This window comes from Autumnicola musiva, from assembly GCF_031846585.1.
Classification (GTDB): domain Bacteria; phylum Bacteroidota; class Bacteroidia; order Flavobacteriales; family Flavobacteriaceae; genus Autumnicola; species Autumnicola musiva.
Genome location: NZ_JAVRHK010000021.1, coordinates 33,364 through 49,044 on the forward strand (window position 1 = coordinate 33,364; position 15,681 = coordinate 49,044).

General features: G+C 38.0%; 13 protein-coding genes. 3 read left to right on the forward strand and 10 right to left on the reverse strand.

The window, feature by feature from the left end; genetic code table 11:
* Nucleotides 1-94: 94 nt before the first annotated feature.
* Entirely contained in the window at nucleotides 95-2,434 is a 2,340-nt protein-coding gene (locus tag RM539_RS17760; protein ID WP_311504767.1) for a TonB-dependent receptor, read from the reverse strand.
* 392 nt (nucleotides 2,435-2,826) lie between these two features.
* Here RM539_RS17760 and RM539_RS17765 point away from each other — a divergent pair, with 392 nt between their 5' ends.
* Nucleotides 2,827-5,247, forward strand: a complete 2,421-nt coding sequence (locus RM539_RS17765; protein WP_311504768.1) for a hybrid sensor histidine kinase/response regulator — start codon at nucleotides 2,827-2,829, stop codon at nucleotides 5,245-5,247.
* Here the strand turns inward: RM539_RS17765 and RM539_RS17770 are convergent.
* The 8 genes from RM539_RS17770 to RM539_RS17805 form a co-directional block, all read right to left on the reverse strand.
* Nucleotides 5,237-6,595, reverse strand: coding sequence for a sigma-54-dependent transcriptional regulator (locus RM539_RS17770; protein ID WP_311504769.1), 1,359 nt, complete (start codon nucleotides 6,593-6,595; stop codon nucleotides 5,237-5,239). The genes RM539_RS17765 and RM539_RS17770 overlap by 11 nt on opposite strands.
* Nucleotides 6,596-6,914: 319 nt before the next feature.
* Entirely contained in the window at nucleotides 6,915-7,250 is a 336-nt protein-coding gene (locus RM539_RS17775; protein ID WP_311504770.1) for a hypothetical protein, read from the reverse strand.
* 535 nt (nucleotides 7,251-7,785) lie between these two features.
* Nucleotides 7,786-8,187 carry an alternative ribosome rescue aminoacyl-tRNA hydrolase ArfB gene (gene arfB, locus RM539_RS17780; protein WP_311504771.1) on the reverse strand — a complete coding sequence of 134 codons (402 nt, stop codon included), beginning with the start codon at nucleotides 8,185-8,187 and terminating at the stop codon, nucleotides 7,786-7,788.
* A gap of 3 nt (nucleotides 8,188-8,190) precedes the next feature.
* Complete coding sequence (locus tag RM539_RS17785; RefSeq protein WP_311504772.1) at nucleotides 8,191-9,741, reverse strand: DUF4301 family protein; 1,551 nt, start codon at nucleotides 9,739-9,741, stop codon at nucleotides 8,191-8,193.
* Nucleotides 9,731-10,309, reverse strand: coding sequence for an AAA family ATPase (locus tag RM539_RS17790; RefSeq protein WP_311504773.1), 579 nt, complete (start codon nucleotides 10,307-10,309; stop codon nucleotides 9,731-9,733). Before RM539_RS17790 ends, RM539_RS17785 begins: the two co-directional genes overlap by 11 nt.
* Nucleotides 10,270-10,902 carry a nicotinamide riboside transporter PnuC gene (pnuC, locus tag RM539_RS17795; RefSeq protein ID WP_311504774.1) on the reverse strand — a complete coding sequence of 211 codons (633 nt, stop codon included), beginning with the start codon at nucleotides 10,900-10,902 and terminating at the stop codon, nucleotides 10,270-10,272. Before pnuC ends, RM539_RS17790 begins: the two co-directional genes overlap by 40 nt.
* 43 nt (nucleotides 10,903-10,945) lie before the next feature.
* Nucleotides 10,946-11,689 carry a phosphoglycerol geranylgeranyltransferase gene (locus RM539_RS17800; RefSeq protein WP_311504775.1) on the reverse strand — a complete coding sequence of 248 codons (744 nt, stop codon included), beginning with the start codon at nucleotides 11,687-11,689 and terminating at the stop codon, nucleotides 10,946-10,948.
* A complete protein-coding gene (locus RM539_RS17805) occupies nucleotides 11,686-12,345 on the reverse strand; it encodes a 4'-phosphopantetheinyl transferase family protein (protein WP_311504776.1) in 660 nt (219 codons plus the stop codon). Before RM539_RS17805 ends, RM539_RS17800 begins: the two co-directional genes overlap by 4 nt.
* A gap of 63 nt (nucleotides 12,346-12,408) precedes the next feature.
* Here RM539_RS17805 and ahcY point away from each other — a divergent pair, with 63 nt between their 5' ends.
* Entirely contained in the window at nucleotides 12,409-13,725 is a 1,317-nt protein-coding gene (gene ahcY, locus RM539_RS17810) for an adenosylhomocysteinase (RefSeq protein WP_311504777.1), read from the forward strand.
* Between the two features lie 73 nt (nucleotides 13,726-13,798).
* On the opposite strand, the gene RM539_RS17815 is transcribed toward ahcY, so the two are convergent.
* Nucleotides 13,799-14,131 carry a putative signal transducing protein gene (locus RM539_RS17815; protein ID WP_311504778.1) on the reverse strand — a complete coding sequence of 111 codons (333 nt, stop codon included), beginning with the start codon at nucleotides 14,129-14,131 and terminating at the stop codon, nucleotides 13,799-13,801.
* Nucleotides 14,132-14,476: 345 nt separating this feature from the next.
* Between RM539_RS17815 and RM539_RS17820 the strand changes: the two genes are divergently transcribed.
* Nucleotides 14,477-15,508: a hypothetical protein gene (locus RM539_RS17820; RefSeq protein ID WP_311504779.1), complete on the forward strand. Its 1,032-nt coding sequence runs from the start codon at nucleotides 14,477-14,479 to the stop codon at nucleotides 15,506-15,508.
* Nucleotides 15,509-15,681: the final 173 nt, after the last annotated feature.

The window sequence follows — 15,681 nt, forward strand, 5'->3', positions numbered from 1 at the left end:
AAAAGCCGTCTAAGAATATAGATTTTACCGGGGCTGCTCCTTAAAAGATTCAGGGTGGTAAATTCTTATTTCTTAGACGGCCTGTGGATATAATTTAGAATTTTAAAGTTAATCCCGCCAGATAATTGGTGGTGGCCTGCGGATAATAGCCGGCACCATAGGCTGGATCGTAATAACCATTAGAAACATATTCTTTCCCAAAAATATTGTTTACCAGGCCGGTAAGAATTACTGATTCAAAAAGCGGAGCATTTCTCCAATTATATTGAACATTAAAATCATTAATAAAATAATCGCCAAGTTTAGAGCCTTTAGCTTCGGTATTGCTCATATATTGCTCTCCTACATATTTTGAAAGCCATTTAAGTTCCAGCCCGTTCACCGGCATATAACTTATTATATTACCTGCAACAATTTCCGGGGAGAAAGAAATATTAGTTTCGCCGTATTCAACCAGCTCTCCGTCTAAAGTAGACACAAAGTCCACGTTTTTATTTCGACTTAAAGAGACATTTGGCCTTACCCAAAGGTTTTCGGTAATTCGTACGGTAGCATCTATTTCCAGCCCCAGGCGATAGCTGTTTCCGCTATTCTCCCTAACGAAAGCCCCAACATCATCAATCCCACCGGTTAACACCAGCTGGTTTTGATAATCCATATAGTAAAGGTTGGAATTTACCTGGAATGCCGGACTGTTAAACCTCCAGCCCAGTTCAAAATCATTCAGCTCTTCAGCTTCCGGATCTCCGTTCTCATAATCACTACGCGTGGGTTCACGGTGTGCACGGGCATAAGAAGCGTAAAACTGGCTTTTATCATTTGGCTGATATGTTATTCCCGCTTTAGGATTAAAAAACTCGAAAGAATCATCTACATTAAAATTACGGCCATCATCAAGAATTCCGTTGGTTTCATAATTAATGGTCCTTAGCTGAAGATCTCCGTAAGCCGCCAACTCTTCGGTAATGGAAAAGGTTGCCTTTCCGTAGATATTAAAATCGGTTTTAAGCGCCACATTATCGTAGTATGTTTCATCCGGATTATTGTTCCTGGCGAAAAGGGTATAAATTACCTCACCAAAGTGGTCGCCTTCATACCTGTTCCAGCCGCCTCCCAGTACCGCATCTACCTTTTCATTTTCATAATTTAAGCTGAAAACAGTTCCGTAAAAATCATTATCCAGCCATTCCCGGCTTACAAGATCTGAAGTATTGACCTCTTCCCCTTCTGCCATAAAAGGCTGCAACCCGAAATCCATAAAATCCTGATTTGACTGATATTCCTGGTAATACCCCCTTCCTTTGGTATAATGTAAAGCGATGTTGGAAGACCAGTATTCGTTATAATCCTGGTTCCAAAGTAACTGGTAATGGTCCTGCCAGTAATTATCGGTCTGCTCATCATAAAACTGTTCATTCCCGTCATCATCGGTATACAATCCTGCGGGATTATACCTGCGGTTTTCTCTTAATGTTTCGCCATCAATACCATACCATGCATGGTAGGTGGTTTCAGTTCCGCCAAAAGAAATAGCTTTTACAAGGGTGTTATCATCTACATAAGTTCCCTGTAGGAAATAAGATTTCAGCTCGCTCTCTGCCCTGTCTATATAGCCGTCACTTCTTATTTTTGAAGCCCTTCCGGCAAATTCCCAGTGATTGTCCATAAGACCGGTGCTGAATTCCAAAGTATGTTTGAAGGTATTATAAGACCCGATACTGTTGGCCAGTTGGGCTGAAGCTTCTTCCTGGTAGCGATCTGTAAGTATATTTAAACTGGCACCAAAAGCACCCGCCCCGCTCGTTGAAGTTCCCACCCCGCGTTGCAACTGAAGGTTTTGAACTGAAGAGGCAAAATCTCCCATATTTACCCAGAACACTCCCTGGCTTTCAGCATCATTAAGCGGGATCCCGTTTACGGTCACATTTACCCTGGTGGCATCGCTCCCACGAACCCTTATACCCGTATAACCCACTCCGGCACCGGCATCACTGGTAGAGACCACGTTTGGCATATAATTCATCAGCACAGGAATATCCTGTCCTAAATTACGATCTTCAATTTCTTCATTAGAAAGATTACTGTAAGTAATAGGTTCATCAGAAGAAACCCTTACCGAAGACAGGAAGACCTCATCAAGCACCTCTTCTGCTGTACTCATGTCTACATCCAGCACTTTATCTTCAGTAAGATTCACCTGGATTCTTTTGCGATTTCCAAAAGAATATAAAATGGTGTATCTCCCTTCTTTAAGCTGAAGGGAATAATCGCCATTTTCATCGGTTTGTGTTCCGGTGCCGGTACCAACTGCAAAAACAGATAATCCCTGTAAAGGAGTTTGTCTATCGGTTACCTTACCACTGAGGGTGTAATTTTGTGAAAAAGCCTGCGATGATAAGAAAAGCAGACCCAGGAAAAATAAAACGTTTTTCATTCGTAACAAATTTTTTTACGAATAAAAGGGGCAATTATTCCTTGGTTAATTAATTAAAATAAAAAATCCTGAAACAGCCGTTCAATTTTGGCACTTTCAGGAGTATAACATACGCTACGCTTTCGCGTTTTCCCTTGGCAGCATTACCCGCCCAGGTTCATTGGGTATGATCTCAGCCTCTTTTAAAGGCACCCCTTTGAGATGTGCCGCAAATGTAAAGAGCTTTTTTCAATATTCAATATTTTATTTCGTTTGATTTATTGATGTAATTTTACCTCATCCGGAACCATAAGAATTGTTTCCGACCTTTGCATGTTCCTTTTGTACCCAAAGAAAAGGACAATAGAGATACGCACAGGCAAAAACACAGGTAAATTAGATAACCCGAATTGATGCAAAACACAAAACGTTCCATAACCTTTAAGATAATTGCCGGATACATGGTCCTTGCCATGCTGGTGGGTATTGCTATTTGGTATGTTTATTCAGAAGTAATTGCTTTTACCAGCCTCAACCAATCTAACAGTACCAATAATGAGCAACTATTTATAGTTAGTGAGATTACCACCGACCTCTATGAAACTGAAAATATAAGCCGAAGGCTTATTCAAAAGGGAGCTCAGGCAGACAGTATACTGTATAGAAATCAAATAGATAGTATTAGGGCAGATATGCATTTGCTGAAAAGAACATATTCTGACAGCTTTATGCAAAGCGAACTGGACAGCATTTCTAAACTGCTCACTCAGAAAACCGAAAACCTTTGGGAACTGCTGGAACTGAGAAAAAAGGACCGTAACACCAATTATTATTCCCAGGTACTGCGTGAGTTGAGAAGAGTTGATGAAACATTTGCCCAGGATAATTACGAAGGTCGTTTTCAAAACCTGAAATCCTATCAAAGGGAAGTGCTTATTGACTGGCTGGAGTATGCCCGGAAGGATAATGCTGAAACACTTACCAACAAAACAGCAGATTCCCTAGTTAACTCGGTAAAAAAAGTATTAAGCGAGCTGGAATATGCTAACAGGCAATTTCAAAATACAGTAATTCAAAAGGAAAACGAGCTTCTTGATAACGATATGATTTTGAACCAGCAGCTAAGGCGCTTTCTTGCCAAAATTGAACAGGAAGAGCGGGAGGCGGCAATTACCCGAGCCCAGGATTCACAGCAAATGCTGGAAAGCACTTCTGAAATTATAATAATAGCCGGAATTATAAGCGTGCTCATAATTCTGATATTTTTAATACTTATTCTGCAGGATATCTCCAGAAGTCAGCGTTACCGCGTGCAACTGGAAGAAGCCAAAACCTTTGCGGAATCTTTGCTCAAGAGAAGAGAACAGTTTATGGCTGCTATTACGCATGATTTGCGATCACCACTCACTACAGTTATCGGGTACTCAGATTTAATGAATAAGACGGGGCTTAATAATAAACAAAATCATTACCTGGACCAGATAAAGAGATCTTCAGATTTTATTCTTCACCTGGTGAACGATTTGCTGGATCTATCAAAATTGGAGGCAGGAAAAATGCTGGTGGAAAAATTACCATTTAACCCGAAGAAGCTTATAGAAGACACTGTATACAACAATATTCCCGCTGAAGAAAACGAAAAAATTAAAGTTATTGTAAATACGTCTGAAGAAACCGATTCAGAATTTTTAAGTGACCCCTTTCGTATTAAGCAAATTATTGCAAATTTGGTTACCAATGCCTACAAGTTTACGGAGATAGGAGAGATTAGTGTTACTGCCAAAATCAGAAAAAAAAGCAAAGGAAATGATCTCATCATCATAGTAAAAGATACGGGAATTGGTATTTCTGATGAAAAGCAGGAAGAAATATTCGAGGAGTTCTCCCAGGAGAACAGCAATATTGAAAAACAATATGGCGGAACAGGCCTTGGTCTTACCATTACCAAAAGCCTGGCACATCTCTTAAAAGGTGAGATAAAACTGAAAAGTAAGCCGGGAGAAGGAAGCGAGTTCACAGTCATTATTCCAGTAAGCAACATCCGGCCTTCCACACAGGAAAAAGAAGCACTGCCCGAAGTAAAAGCAGAACAGGTAGATTTAAGCGGAAAAAAAGCCTTAGTAGTTGATGATGAGAATTCCCAATTAGCCCTTACCTGCGAACTGGTAAAATCCATAGGCTTTAACTGCATAACAAGTAAAAATGGAAAAGAAGCCCTCGAAAAATTGAAATCTGATAAATTTGACCTCGTGCTAACCGATATTCAAATGCCTGTAACAGACGGATTTCAGCTTGTAAAAACCATCCGCACAACTCCTGAATTACAGCAAATACCGGTAATTGCTCTTTCAGGCAGGAGAGAAGTCTCTTCGGAAACCTATAAAGAAGCCGGCTTCAACAGAAATCTACTTAAACCCTATCGACCTGCAGAGTTAATCCAAACTATTGCAGAGATTTTTAAAGTAGATATTCAGCAAAAGAAGAATAAAAAGCAAAAACAAAAGAATAAATCCCGGGAATACAACCTGGAGGATATCTACTTGTTTTCAGGTGGTGATGATGAAGCCATGAAGGTGATTTTGAAAGCCTTCCTAGAAAGTTCCCAGGAAAATATTGCTGCTATTGAAGGTGCTTTGCAAAATAAAGATGAAGAAACACTGGCAACAGTGTCCCATAAAATGCTCCCTATGTTAAAGCAAATGAAGGCAAAAAAAGTAATACCTACCCTGGAAAAACTGGAAAGGCACAAAGAGGTTTCAAAACAGGAAATCCAGAAAATGCTTTCTGATTTAAAAAAATTAATGAAGAACCTGGAGGCCGAGGTTACAGTTTAATCCCGTACTGTTTTAATTTATTGTACAGCGTCTTACGATCTATTGAAAGTAAACGTGCGGCCCTACTTTTGTTTCCTCCAGATTTTTCCAAAGCGTCCAGAATAAGTTGTTCTTCATTTTTATTTTTGAACAGTCCGTAATTATCTTCAGATTTTTCAGCAGTGGAAATTTCATGCGGCAAAACTTTCAGAGGGATCAAATCTTCCTGGGTTAAGAGTACTGCTCTCTTCACCATATTTTTAAGCTCACGTAAATTTCCCGGCCAGCTGTAATTTTTAAAAGCCTCTATAGCTTTAGGAGTAAAACCTACCACACTCTTTTCCAGTTCGGCATTTGCTTCATTTAAAAAATGATCTGCAAAAATCATTAAATCTTCACTACGTTCTTTCAGAGAGGGAACTTTTACAGAGAATTCGTTTAAGCGGTGGTAAAGATCTTCTCTAAAATCTCCTTCTTTAACTGCCTGCGCCAAATCTTCATTGGTAGCTGTAACCACTCTGATATCTACTTCAATTTCTTTATTACTTCCTACTGGCTTTATTCTTCTTTCCTGCAGGGCACGAAGCAACTGCACCTGCAATTCATAGCTTAGGTTGCCAATTTCGTCTAAGAATAAGGTTCCACCGTTGGCAGCCTGGAAATGGCCGGTTTTATCATTTATAGCACCGGTAAATGAGCCCTTAATATGACCAAAAAATTCACTTGAGGCAATTTCCTTTGGAATTGCCCCGCAATCTACCGCAATAAACGGAGCTCCCCTTCTTTTACTTTGACTGTGAATACTTTTTGCCACCTGCTCTTTTCCTGTTCCGCTTTCGCCCATTATGAGCACAGACATATTGGTGGGGGCCACCAACTCTATATAATCGTTTAGTTTTCGGGAAGCCTCACTTACACCTTTGATAAAACTGCTATCTGAAACCGCAGCGGGTTTTTCACTTTTTGGCTGCTCTACGTGATCCTCTAGTGCTTCTTCCTGTTGAACTGCACTGGTACTTAAAGCATTTTCTATGGTCTGTAAAATTGATTCCGGCCGGAAAGGTTTGGATACATAATCAAAGGCACCAAACTTCATAGCCTTAACTGCCATACTTATTTCAGCATAACTTGTCATTACTATCACCTGCGTAGAAAAGTTAACAGATTTTGCTTCTTTCAAGATGTCTAAGCCACTTTGGTCAGGCAGGCGAACATCGGTAATTACCATATCAAATTTAAGTGACGAAATTTTTTTAAGAGCCTCTGAAGCAGAAAAGACCAGCTCTACGTTATAGTTTCTTTTAACCAGGAAAGTTTTTAGCATGGTTCCAAAAGCCACATCATCTTCTACCAGGAGAATTTTTGTCATAATTTTTTTAATGTACCTGCAAAGTTAATAATCTTTGAGTCATTTAAAATTTCAAATTGAATATAAAAAAAAGAGGCCTAAATTGACCTCTTTTCCTACAATTGTAAATTATATTATAACTTATAATTGTTTAACTTCCATTTTAACGGAGCCTATAAATTCAGTTTTCGTATCCACTTGCAGAAAATTTCCGGGTTAGTTATTGTTAGAATGGTTTTCAGATTTCTCTGAACGGAACATTTCCCAGCTTTCATTCCTACCTGTTTAAGCCTCCGTTGCTGTAAGAGTCGGCTTCTCTTATTAAATCAGCTATAGCTTATTAATTTTCGTCCTCAATCCAGTTTCCCTCAGCATCTGCTTTAACAGTTTGAGTCTGCCCGTCTACATTAATATCTAGTTTATAGATCTTCTCACCGTTTTCTCCGGTTTTCACCCAGGCGCTTTCGGTTGTAGCTCCTTCATAACTTTTTATTACAGCTACTTTCACTGCTTGTGGCAAAGCCATAATCTCTAAGCTTTCAAATCCGTCTTGCTGAGTTTCTTGCTCTACTATTACTTCTTCTTCTCCCTGAGTTTCTGTTTCCTGTGCCTGGGCAACATTGGTTGATACAAAAAATGCACCGGCTGCAATTAATGATAATCCTAGTTTTTTCATAACATTCAAATTAATTGTTCATAATTAATACTCTAATAACTGTACCAAAATAATCAAACCAAAAGTAACATTCTAAAATTCAGTTATTTAAAAAAATTCAGGAAATTTTAATTTATCATTTTATGTAGAATTTATGAGATTTAAGAAAAAATTATGTGGATTCTGTTCTACAATTTTCTCGAGCAATACACGGAGTATTGAGAAGGAACACGTTTTTAACTTTAAACATTTACAAACGAGGCCAGCTTCGGGGGTATTTATCCTATTTTAATAAAAAAAAGAGGCTTTCCCAAGCCTCTTTTAATCCGAAAATCTAAATAATTCAACAATTGTTGTTGTAATTAAATAAGTTAATCTATCTATCTAACCTAATAGAAACACAGAGAAAACCATACCAACTATAAAAAAGACCTTCAATATCATCTAAATCTTCTTTAATTAAGCTTTAACGCGTACCAATTTTCTTTTGAACAAAAACTAGCTGTAGAAAAGTTGTTTACTACCACATATAGATGTGGAAAAAATCTACAGTTTTCTATCTCAGAGGATCTTTACGGTTTGCTTTTCTCTCAGCATTTATTTTTTTCTTTTTGAGGCGTTTAATTTTTGATGCTTTAGTAGGTTTAGTCTTCTTCCTTAATTTAGGCTTTACAGAAGCAATCTTTAAGATTTTAAAAAACCTTTGGACCACCAACTCTTTATTTCTATGTTGGCTCCGCGATTCTTCGCTACCTAAAATGAGAATATTTTCCTTAGTGAGCCTTGACTGTAATTTTTTAATAACGCGAGTTTTCACCTCATCCTTAATCCCAGCGGAATTTTTTACATCAAAATGCAACTCCACCTTGGAAGATGTCTTATTTACATGCTGCCCGCCGGCCCCCGAACTACGTACTGCCTTAAATCTAAGCTCTCTTAAAATCTGCTCTTCGTCCAAAACTTAATTCGGCTGATGGGATTTCTTCAAAAGATCGGCTACTGTTTTTACAGGATTAAAAGTAGAAACAGGAACTTCCACAAAAACAGTATTCCATTTAGCCATTGCACCATTCCAAAGACCGGGCCGCTCCAAGGCTTTTAAAGCTTTTCCATCTTTGGTTTTATCTGCAATAAAACTGGTTTTAGGATCTACATAATTATTAAGGTCAAACTTCTGTCCTTTGTAATTTTTAAGTCCGCAAACTAAATCCACAGGATTAAAATGAGTTGCTTCCTGTGCTGTTTTTACCTGCTGCGGGTTATCCTGGTCTATTTGCGCACCTTCAATTATCTGCAGTGAAATTTCCCCATTTTCGTTTCGCACCAGAAAAGGCCCACCTCCGGGCTCTCCTTCATTTTTCACCATTCCGCCTACTCTAATTGGCCTGTTAATTTTATCCTTAAGGTACTGGATTTTTTCTTCGGAAGATAAATTTTTAAAGTTTTCATCGCTCTGAAAAAGCTCTTCTTTTACAAATTTTGAAATCTGCTGTATTCCTTCTTCTGAAGTATTCCCGGATTCAAGTTTTTTCATAGCGTCAAAACACTGTTCCTGTAGTTTCAACAGTTTCCCAGCCAGCATTTTCTTGTACTCTACCACTTCAGGGATATTTTTCTCAGTAACGACATTATCGATATTCTTCAGAAATGCCAAATCGGCTTTTTGATTGTTAAGATTCTCAATTAGTGCACCATGTCCACCGGGACGAAAAAACATTTTTCCTTCCGCAGTACGAAAAGGTTCATTATTATCGTCTACCGCAATTGTATCGGTTTTTGGATCCTGAAAGGAAAAAGAAATATCAAATTTTACTCCGGTCTTTTCTTCCGCTCTGTCTTTTATTTTTTCAAATTCAGCTTTAAATTTATCTTCATGCTCTTCAGAAATGGTAAAATGAAGTTTTGCCATTCCATTCACAGCTATATACCGGGCTGCTTCTATAAGATGCTCTTCAAAGGCTGTACGAAAACCGTCTTTATAATCATGAAAAGGAACAAGGCCCTTGGGATAATTGCTCAAATTAAGCCCATCTTCAAATAAAATGCTTTTAACAATTTCCAGCCGCTGTTCGTCATGAGAAAGATCGTCAAAATTCCCTGTATTTTTATGAGCGTAATCCAAAGCTAAATTATAGAATGGAAGTTTTTCCATTTTCTCAAAAAAGCGCTGCAAACTGTGGTTTTCTTTTTTATCAAGATATGTTCTTAAGCTTTCTTTTGAAGGGTCAAATTCTGCTACAAAATTATGCAGGGCTTTAAACATTCTGGTAGCCGCCCCTGAAGCAGGCACAAATTTGGTAATTTCAAGATTCTCCTTTTTAGAATTATAAAAAGAAATAAGATCCTGTTTTTCCTCTACAGAAAAGGAAAAAATCCCTTTTCCTATAGTTGCTGCTTCGATAATATCTACTTTAATATTACCTCTTTTGAAAATGCTTATTTGATTTTCAACCTCCTGTTCACTAATACCTTTTTCCTTTATTTGAGAAAGGTCCTTTTCACTAAGTTTCACTATTTTGTATTTTTAATTTATTATCAATTATTGAGACAGCCCTTTTGAAACGCTCCTCTTTGTTACCTTTTAAAATAACATAAGGCTTGTTATGCTCTTCAAGAGCAGCTCTAAACCTGTTAAACATTCCAATGCGATCATCGGGTTTGTCCCGAAGATCATCGGGTTTCCAGGGAGTATCAATATACGTTAAAAAATAGGAAGAATAGTGGTTGTTTAACGCATGTTTAAGAAGTTTCCGGTCACAGTAACCTTCATAATATGCTTCAGAATAAACCTTTAGCTCCATAAGATTAGTGTCACAAATCATCAAGTTACCCGCTCTTCCAGCAAGATCATTTTCCAGCTTCATCTGTCCTTCAGCAACAGGGATTAAGTCTTCAAGTTGACAAATCTCCCGTTTTTCATCCCATTTTTTCTGAAGGTATTCACGCATATACTCCTTCACCAGGGGAGCATTATAATGTGCAGCTAATTGTGAAGCCAAAGTGGTTTTCCCTGAAGATTCAGGGCCAAATAATACAATTTTTATGCAGGACGAAGGTCGTTGCGCAAGTTTCTCTTCCATGCTTTGTAGCCGTAAATGGCGATTATTGTAAATATAAAATATTGAATGGCCGTGAAAGTAAGGCCCTTATAAAAATATAAGGGTACCGATATAATATCACCTACAATCCAGAAAATCCAGTTTTCAATTTTCTTTTTAGCCATTTGCCACATCCCCACAAAGAAGATTGCCGTGGTAACTGTATCTACATAGGCGGTCCAGTTGTTCCATTTTTCAAAATATTCATAAATGGCGAAAACAAAAACCATTGTAGCTATAAATATATAAACCGACTGCCAGTTCTCTTTAGAGGTGGTATTGGTAATGGGGGTAAAATGTTCAGGATCTACTTTTCTAGTCCAGATGTACCAACCGTAAATACTCATGGAAAAATAATAGGCGTTAATCATCATATCCCCCAGCAAACCATAAATGGCAAGGATATAAACAAAAATGGCAGTACTTATAATTCCTGTAGGATAAACCAGAATGTTGTCGTTTTTAGAGTAAATAACGCTTAGGAAGCCGAAAAAAACTCCTATTAATTCAAGTACTATAAGATAGGTAGGCGTACCATAGTACTGATCAAAGAAAAAATCGAAAATCGGTTGCATATTGGATGGTTCAGATAGATTAGAAAAAGTTTTACGTTAATTTTTAGATTCCGGATGATTCCACAGAAAGTTTAGAAATTTTATCTGAAAAATTTTTATTTTCAAAGGCAGTTCCAATCACAACCATATCGGCTCCCGCACCATAAGCCTTCTCCAGTTGCCGTGTGCTGCGGATTCCTCCGCCAACAACCAGTGGAATATCAATTGCTTTTTTAACAACTGAAATAACCTCTCCAGAAACAGGAAACTTTGCACCGCTCCCCGCTTCCAAATAGATTAGTTTTTTTCCTGAAAACTGACCTGCCAGTGCCGTATCTACAATTAGCTGTACTTTTTCCTGCGGAAGGGGGAGCGTATTGCTCACCCGCTGTACCGCAGATTCTTTCCCGCCATCTACCAGAATATAGCCTGTAGGAATAATTTCAAGCTTTGATTGTCTTAAACGGGAAACCGATTTTACATGTTGTCCTATTAAGTATTCCGGATTTTGACCTGAGAGCAGGCTTAAAAACAAAATTGCATCTGCTTCTTCAGTAATTTGAGTATGGTCACCCGGAAAAAGTATAACCGGTAAATTTGAAAATTTCTTTATTGTTGTTACTATATTTTCAGTTTTTTCAGGCGCCACCGTACTTCCGCCTACAAACAGAAAACCAGTTTCGCGGGGCAGGTTTTTTAAAAGGCTTTGCACATTTTCAGCATCAGTTTTTTCAGGATCAATTAATATGGATAGCTGCTTTTTATCATTTAGAGCGGCTTTAAGAATTTCAGAATAAATATAACTCATGCCGAAATATTTGATCCCTCATAATTCTGTGCGCGTAAAGCATACACACAGGTAAAACCCTCGAATTCAAGAAAATAAATATCAAAAACACCTGTATTACCTTTAAAAAATATCTTTCCTGTAGTGGAACTATCATCAAAATCAAAATCGGAAATATTTATGTGCTGAAGAAAACCCAGCCCCGGCTCTGCCTGCAACTTATAAATAGATTCCTTGGCACCCCAAACAATAGTTAGCTTCCTTATAAGGGCATCTTCATTGGCCAGCATATGATATTCCTTTAATGGAGTGAATTTATTTGCAATTTTAAGGATTTTATCCCGCTGCTTTTCAATGTCTATCCCCACTTCTTTGTCACTTACAACAATTCCGGTAAAATTGAAGGAATGTGTGATAGAAATATATTTATTGTCCTTAAGATGAGGTTTTCCAAATTCGTCATAATATAAATCCTGATCTGTGTACCCCATTTCGGCCATCAAATGCCTGATACTCATAAATCCGCGCCTATGAATTTCAGACTTCATCCCTTCCACACGTTTACGGCAATGTTCAGTTAACTTAACATCTCTACTCAGCCATTCCAGCGACTCTTCAATCTTCCAAATGAGGACTTTAGTATGCTCATCAACTGTTATTGTTTTGTAAAGTGACATGCAGTTTTGTTAGATATTAATTACTTTTGCAAACTAATTGTTACTATAATCAAATATAATAATATGTCTACTAAAACGGTGGCTTATACGCCTTATAAAGTAAAAGATATTTCCCTTGCTGCATGGGGAAGAAAAGAAATTGAACTGGCTGAAGCCGAAATGCCGGGCTTAATGTCTTTGAGAGAAGAGTTTAAGAACGAGCAACCTTTAAAGGGTGCAAGAATTGCCGGATGCCTTCATATGACCATTCAAACCGCTGTGCTTATTGAGACTCTTATTTCTCTTGGTGCTGAAGTTACCTGGAGCTCCTGCAATATTTTCTCTACACAGGATCAGGCTGCTGCTGCAATTGCTGAAGCAGGAATCCCGGTTTATGCCTGGAAGGGGATGACTGAAGAAGAATTTAACTGGTGTATAGAGCAAACGCTTTTCTTTGGTGAAGAGCGCAAGCCCCTTAACATGATTCTTGATGACGGCGGGGATTTGACGAATATGGTTTTTGACAAATATCCGGAACTGACTGAAGGAATCCGCGGACTTTCAGAAGAAACCACTACTGGGGTTCACCGTTTATACGAGCGTATGAAAAAAGGCACACTGGCCATGCCGGCCATTAACGTGAACGATTCAGTTACCAAATCAAAATTTGACAATAAATACGGTTGTCGTGAAAGTGCAGTTGATGCCATTCGACGTGCAACAGATGTTATGCTTGCAGGAAAACGTGTTGTAGTTTGCGGTTACGGAGATGTTGGTAAAGGTACCGCCGCTTCATTTAGAGGAAACGGAGCTATTGTAACAGTTACAGAGATTGATCCTATATGTGCTTTACAAGCTGCTATGGATGGTTTTGAAGTCAAAAAACTGGAAACGGTGCTGCCAAAAGCTGATATTGTGATTACCACTACCGGTAACAAGGATATCGTTAGGGGAGAGCATTTCAAAGCGATGAAGGACAAGACCATTGTGTGCAATATTGGCCATTTTGATAATGAGATTGCTGTGGCCTGGTTAAATAATAACTATGGTGACACCAAAAATGAAATTAAACCACAGGTAGATAAGTATACCATAGACGGGAAGGATATTATTCTCCTTGCTGAAGGAAGACTGGTAAACCTTGGCTGCGCTACAGGACATCCAAGCTTCGTGATGAGTAATTCATTCACAAATCAAACCCTGGCACAAATTGAACTTTGGAATCATACTAATAAATATGAAAATAAAGTTTATATGCTTCCGAAGCATTTAGATGAAAAAGTTGCCGCACTTCACCTTGAAAAAATCGGGGTAGAATTAACCGATCTCTCCCAGGAGCAGGCTGAATATATTGGAGTTGAAGTAAAAGGGCCTTTTAAGCCGGAATATTACAGGTACTAGACATAGAAATTTTATTCAAATCAAAAATCCTGTTCAGAATGGATCTGAACGGGATTTTTTATGCTTTTAGTTATCATCCCGCGAATAAAGATAAAAGTGCAAGTGTGATGAGAATGGCAATTATTCCAATCAACCATTTATTGAACTGCGATTTTCGATCGGGATTTTGAGTTTCAGAAATATTTTCACCTGCAAATCCCGCGTTTTCAAGTATTTCCCTGGCACGGGAATAGTCTCCTTCCTCAACCGCTATCCTCATACCATCATTACCCATACCACCAATTCCGGCAGCACTATCCATTGCCTCTCCGCGAACCTGGTAATATATATTTTCTGCTTTGAACAGATTTTTAATATTCGAAATTTCAAACTGGTAAGAAGACCTGAAAATATCAATCAATTTCATAAGTATTCCGATTTTATTCCTTTTAAATATAAAAATTTCAGGATTTTGGCTTTTGTGGTTTAGCTTTATTGTGTTCAACAGGAATAAACCATCTTTAAAATATCCCATCACCTTCATTAAAAATCTGAATTCATCTAGCTACCCCCAAAAAATATAGTGTACAACACCCATATCAGGAGATTCATCAACTATTACCCCACTAAAGTTTTGTTAAGATGATTTAATTAAGGCCCTGTCCTTCAAAGCCTGAGGTTTTTCAGCAATACTAAATATTTTATAACACGAAACTGGAGCAACGAGTTAAACGTATATTTAAAACTTACGAACAAACAAATTAAGAGAATTATGAAGAAAATGAGATCAATTTATTTACTATTACTAATTTCCACTGCTACTTTATTTACATCCTGTAGTGACGATGATGACGTCACAGGAACAGATGATGATATGGTTGAAGATGCAAGCTGGTTATTCGCAACCACACATTCCGGGGAGATTGTTCAGTACAACTTAAGTACCGGGGAAAGCATTAGCGTTAGCAGTTCCTCAAATGACGCCGAAGGTGCTTACTATGATGAGGAGGAGGATGCATTAACTATTGTATCCCGGGATCCTGCACAGGTTCAATATTATAGCGGAATTGAAATGTGGGATGAAATGTCTTCTTCTGCCGATGCTGATTTTTCAGGCACAATGGACCTACAAAGTCCGCGTGACATTGCCGTTAATGATGATGTTTATGTAATTTCTGATAATGCCGACGTTGATGGTGATGACAACACTGCTGATGGTAGGTTTTATATCTATACTAAAACAGATTCCGGTTTTACTTTAAGAAATACAGTAACTGTTAATTTTAAAGTTTGGGGAATTGAGTTTATTGGGGGTCATCTATACGCAATTGTAGATACTACTAATATGCTTGCAAGATTTGACAATTTTACGACATCAAATACTACAGATGCAAATGTTGAGGCTTCAAAAATGATTGCTATAGAAGGTATTGTGCGTACTCATGGTTTAGACTATGATGATAATACAATGGTACTTACTGATATTGGTGATGCCAGTGATGATTCTGATGGTGCCCTTCATGTAATCCCAAATTTCGATTCGAAATTTAATGATACTGAAGATGGCGGTATGTTGGCAATAAGTGAACAAATGAGAACATCAGGATCCAATACTCATCTGGGGAATCCTGTTAATGTTGTATATGATGAAGACAGTGACATGATTTATGTTGCAGAATTAGCCAATGGTGGCGGGAGAGTGCTTGAATTTTCCAATGTGTCTTCTGAGAGCGGTAATATGAGTCCTTCTATGGACAATATGCTTTCAGGTGTGTCAGCACTTTTTCTAGAAGATGAAGATTAATTGAATTTCTAAATAATTGAAAGAGGCTGTCTTAAGAGGCAGCCTCTTTTTTTTGCAGTTATTGATAATTTGCAATAATTCCTGAAAAGGTAAATGTTCTTTCTGTGCATAAACATCAACTGCAACAGCCATCATTAAAGCCAAGCAGTTTCGCAGAGAATAAATAAGCTACA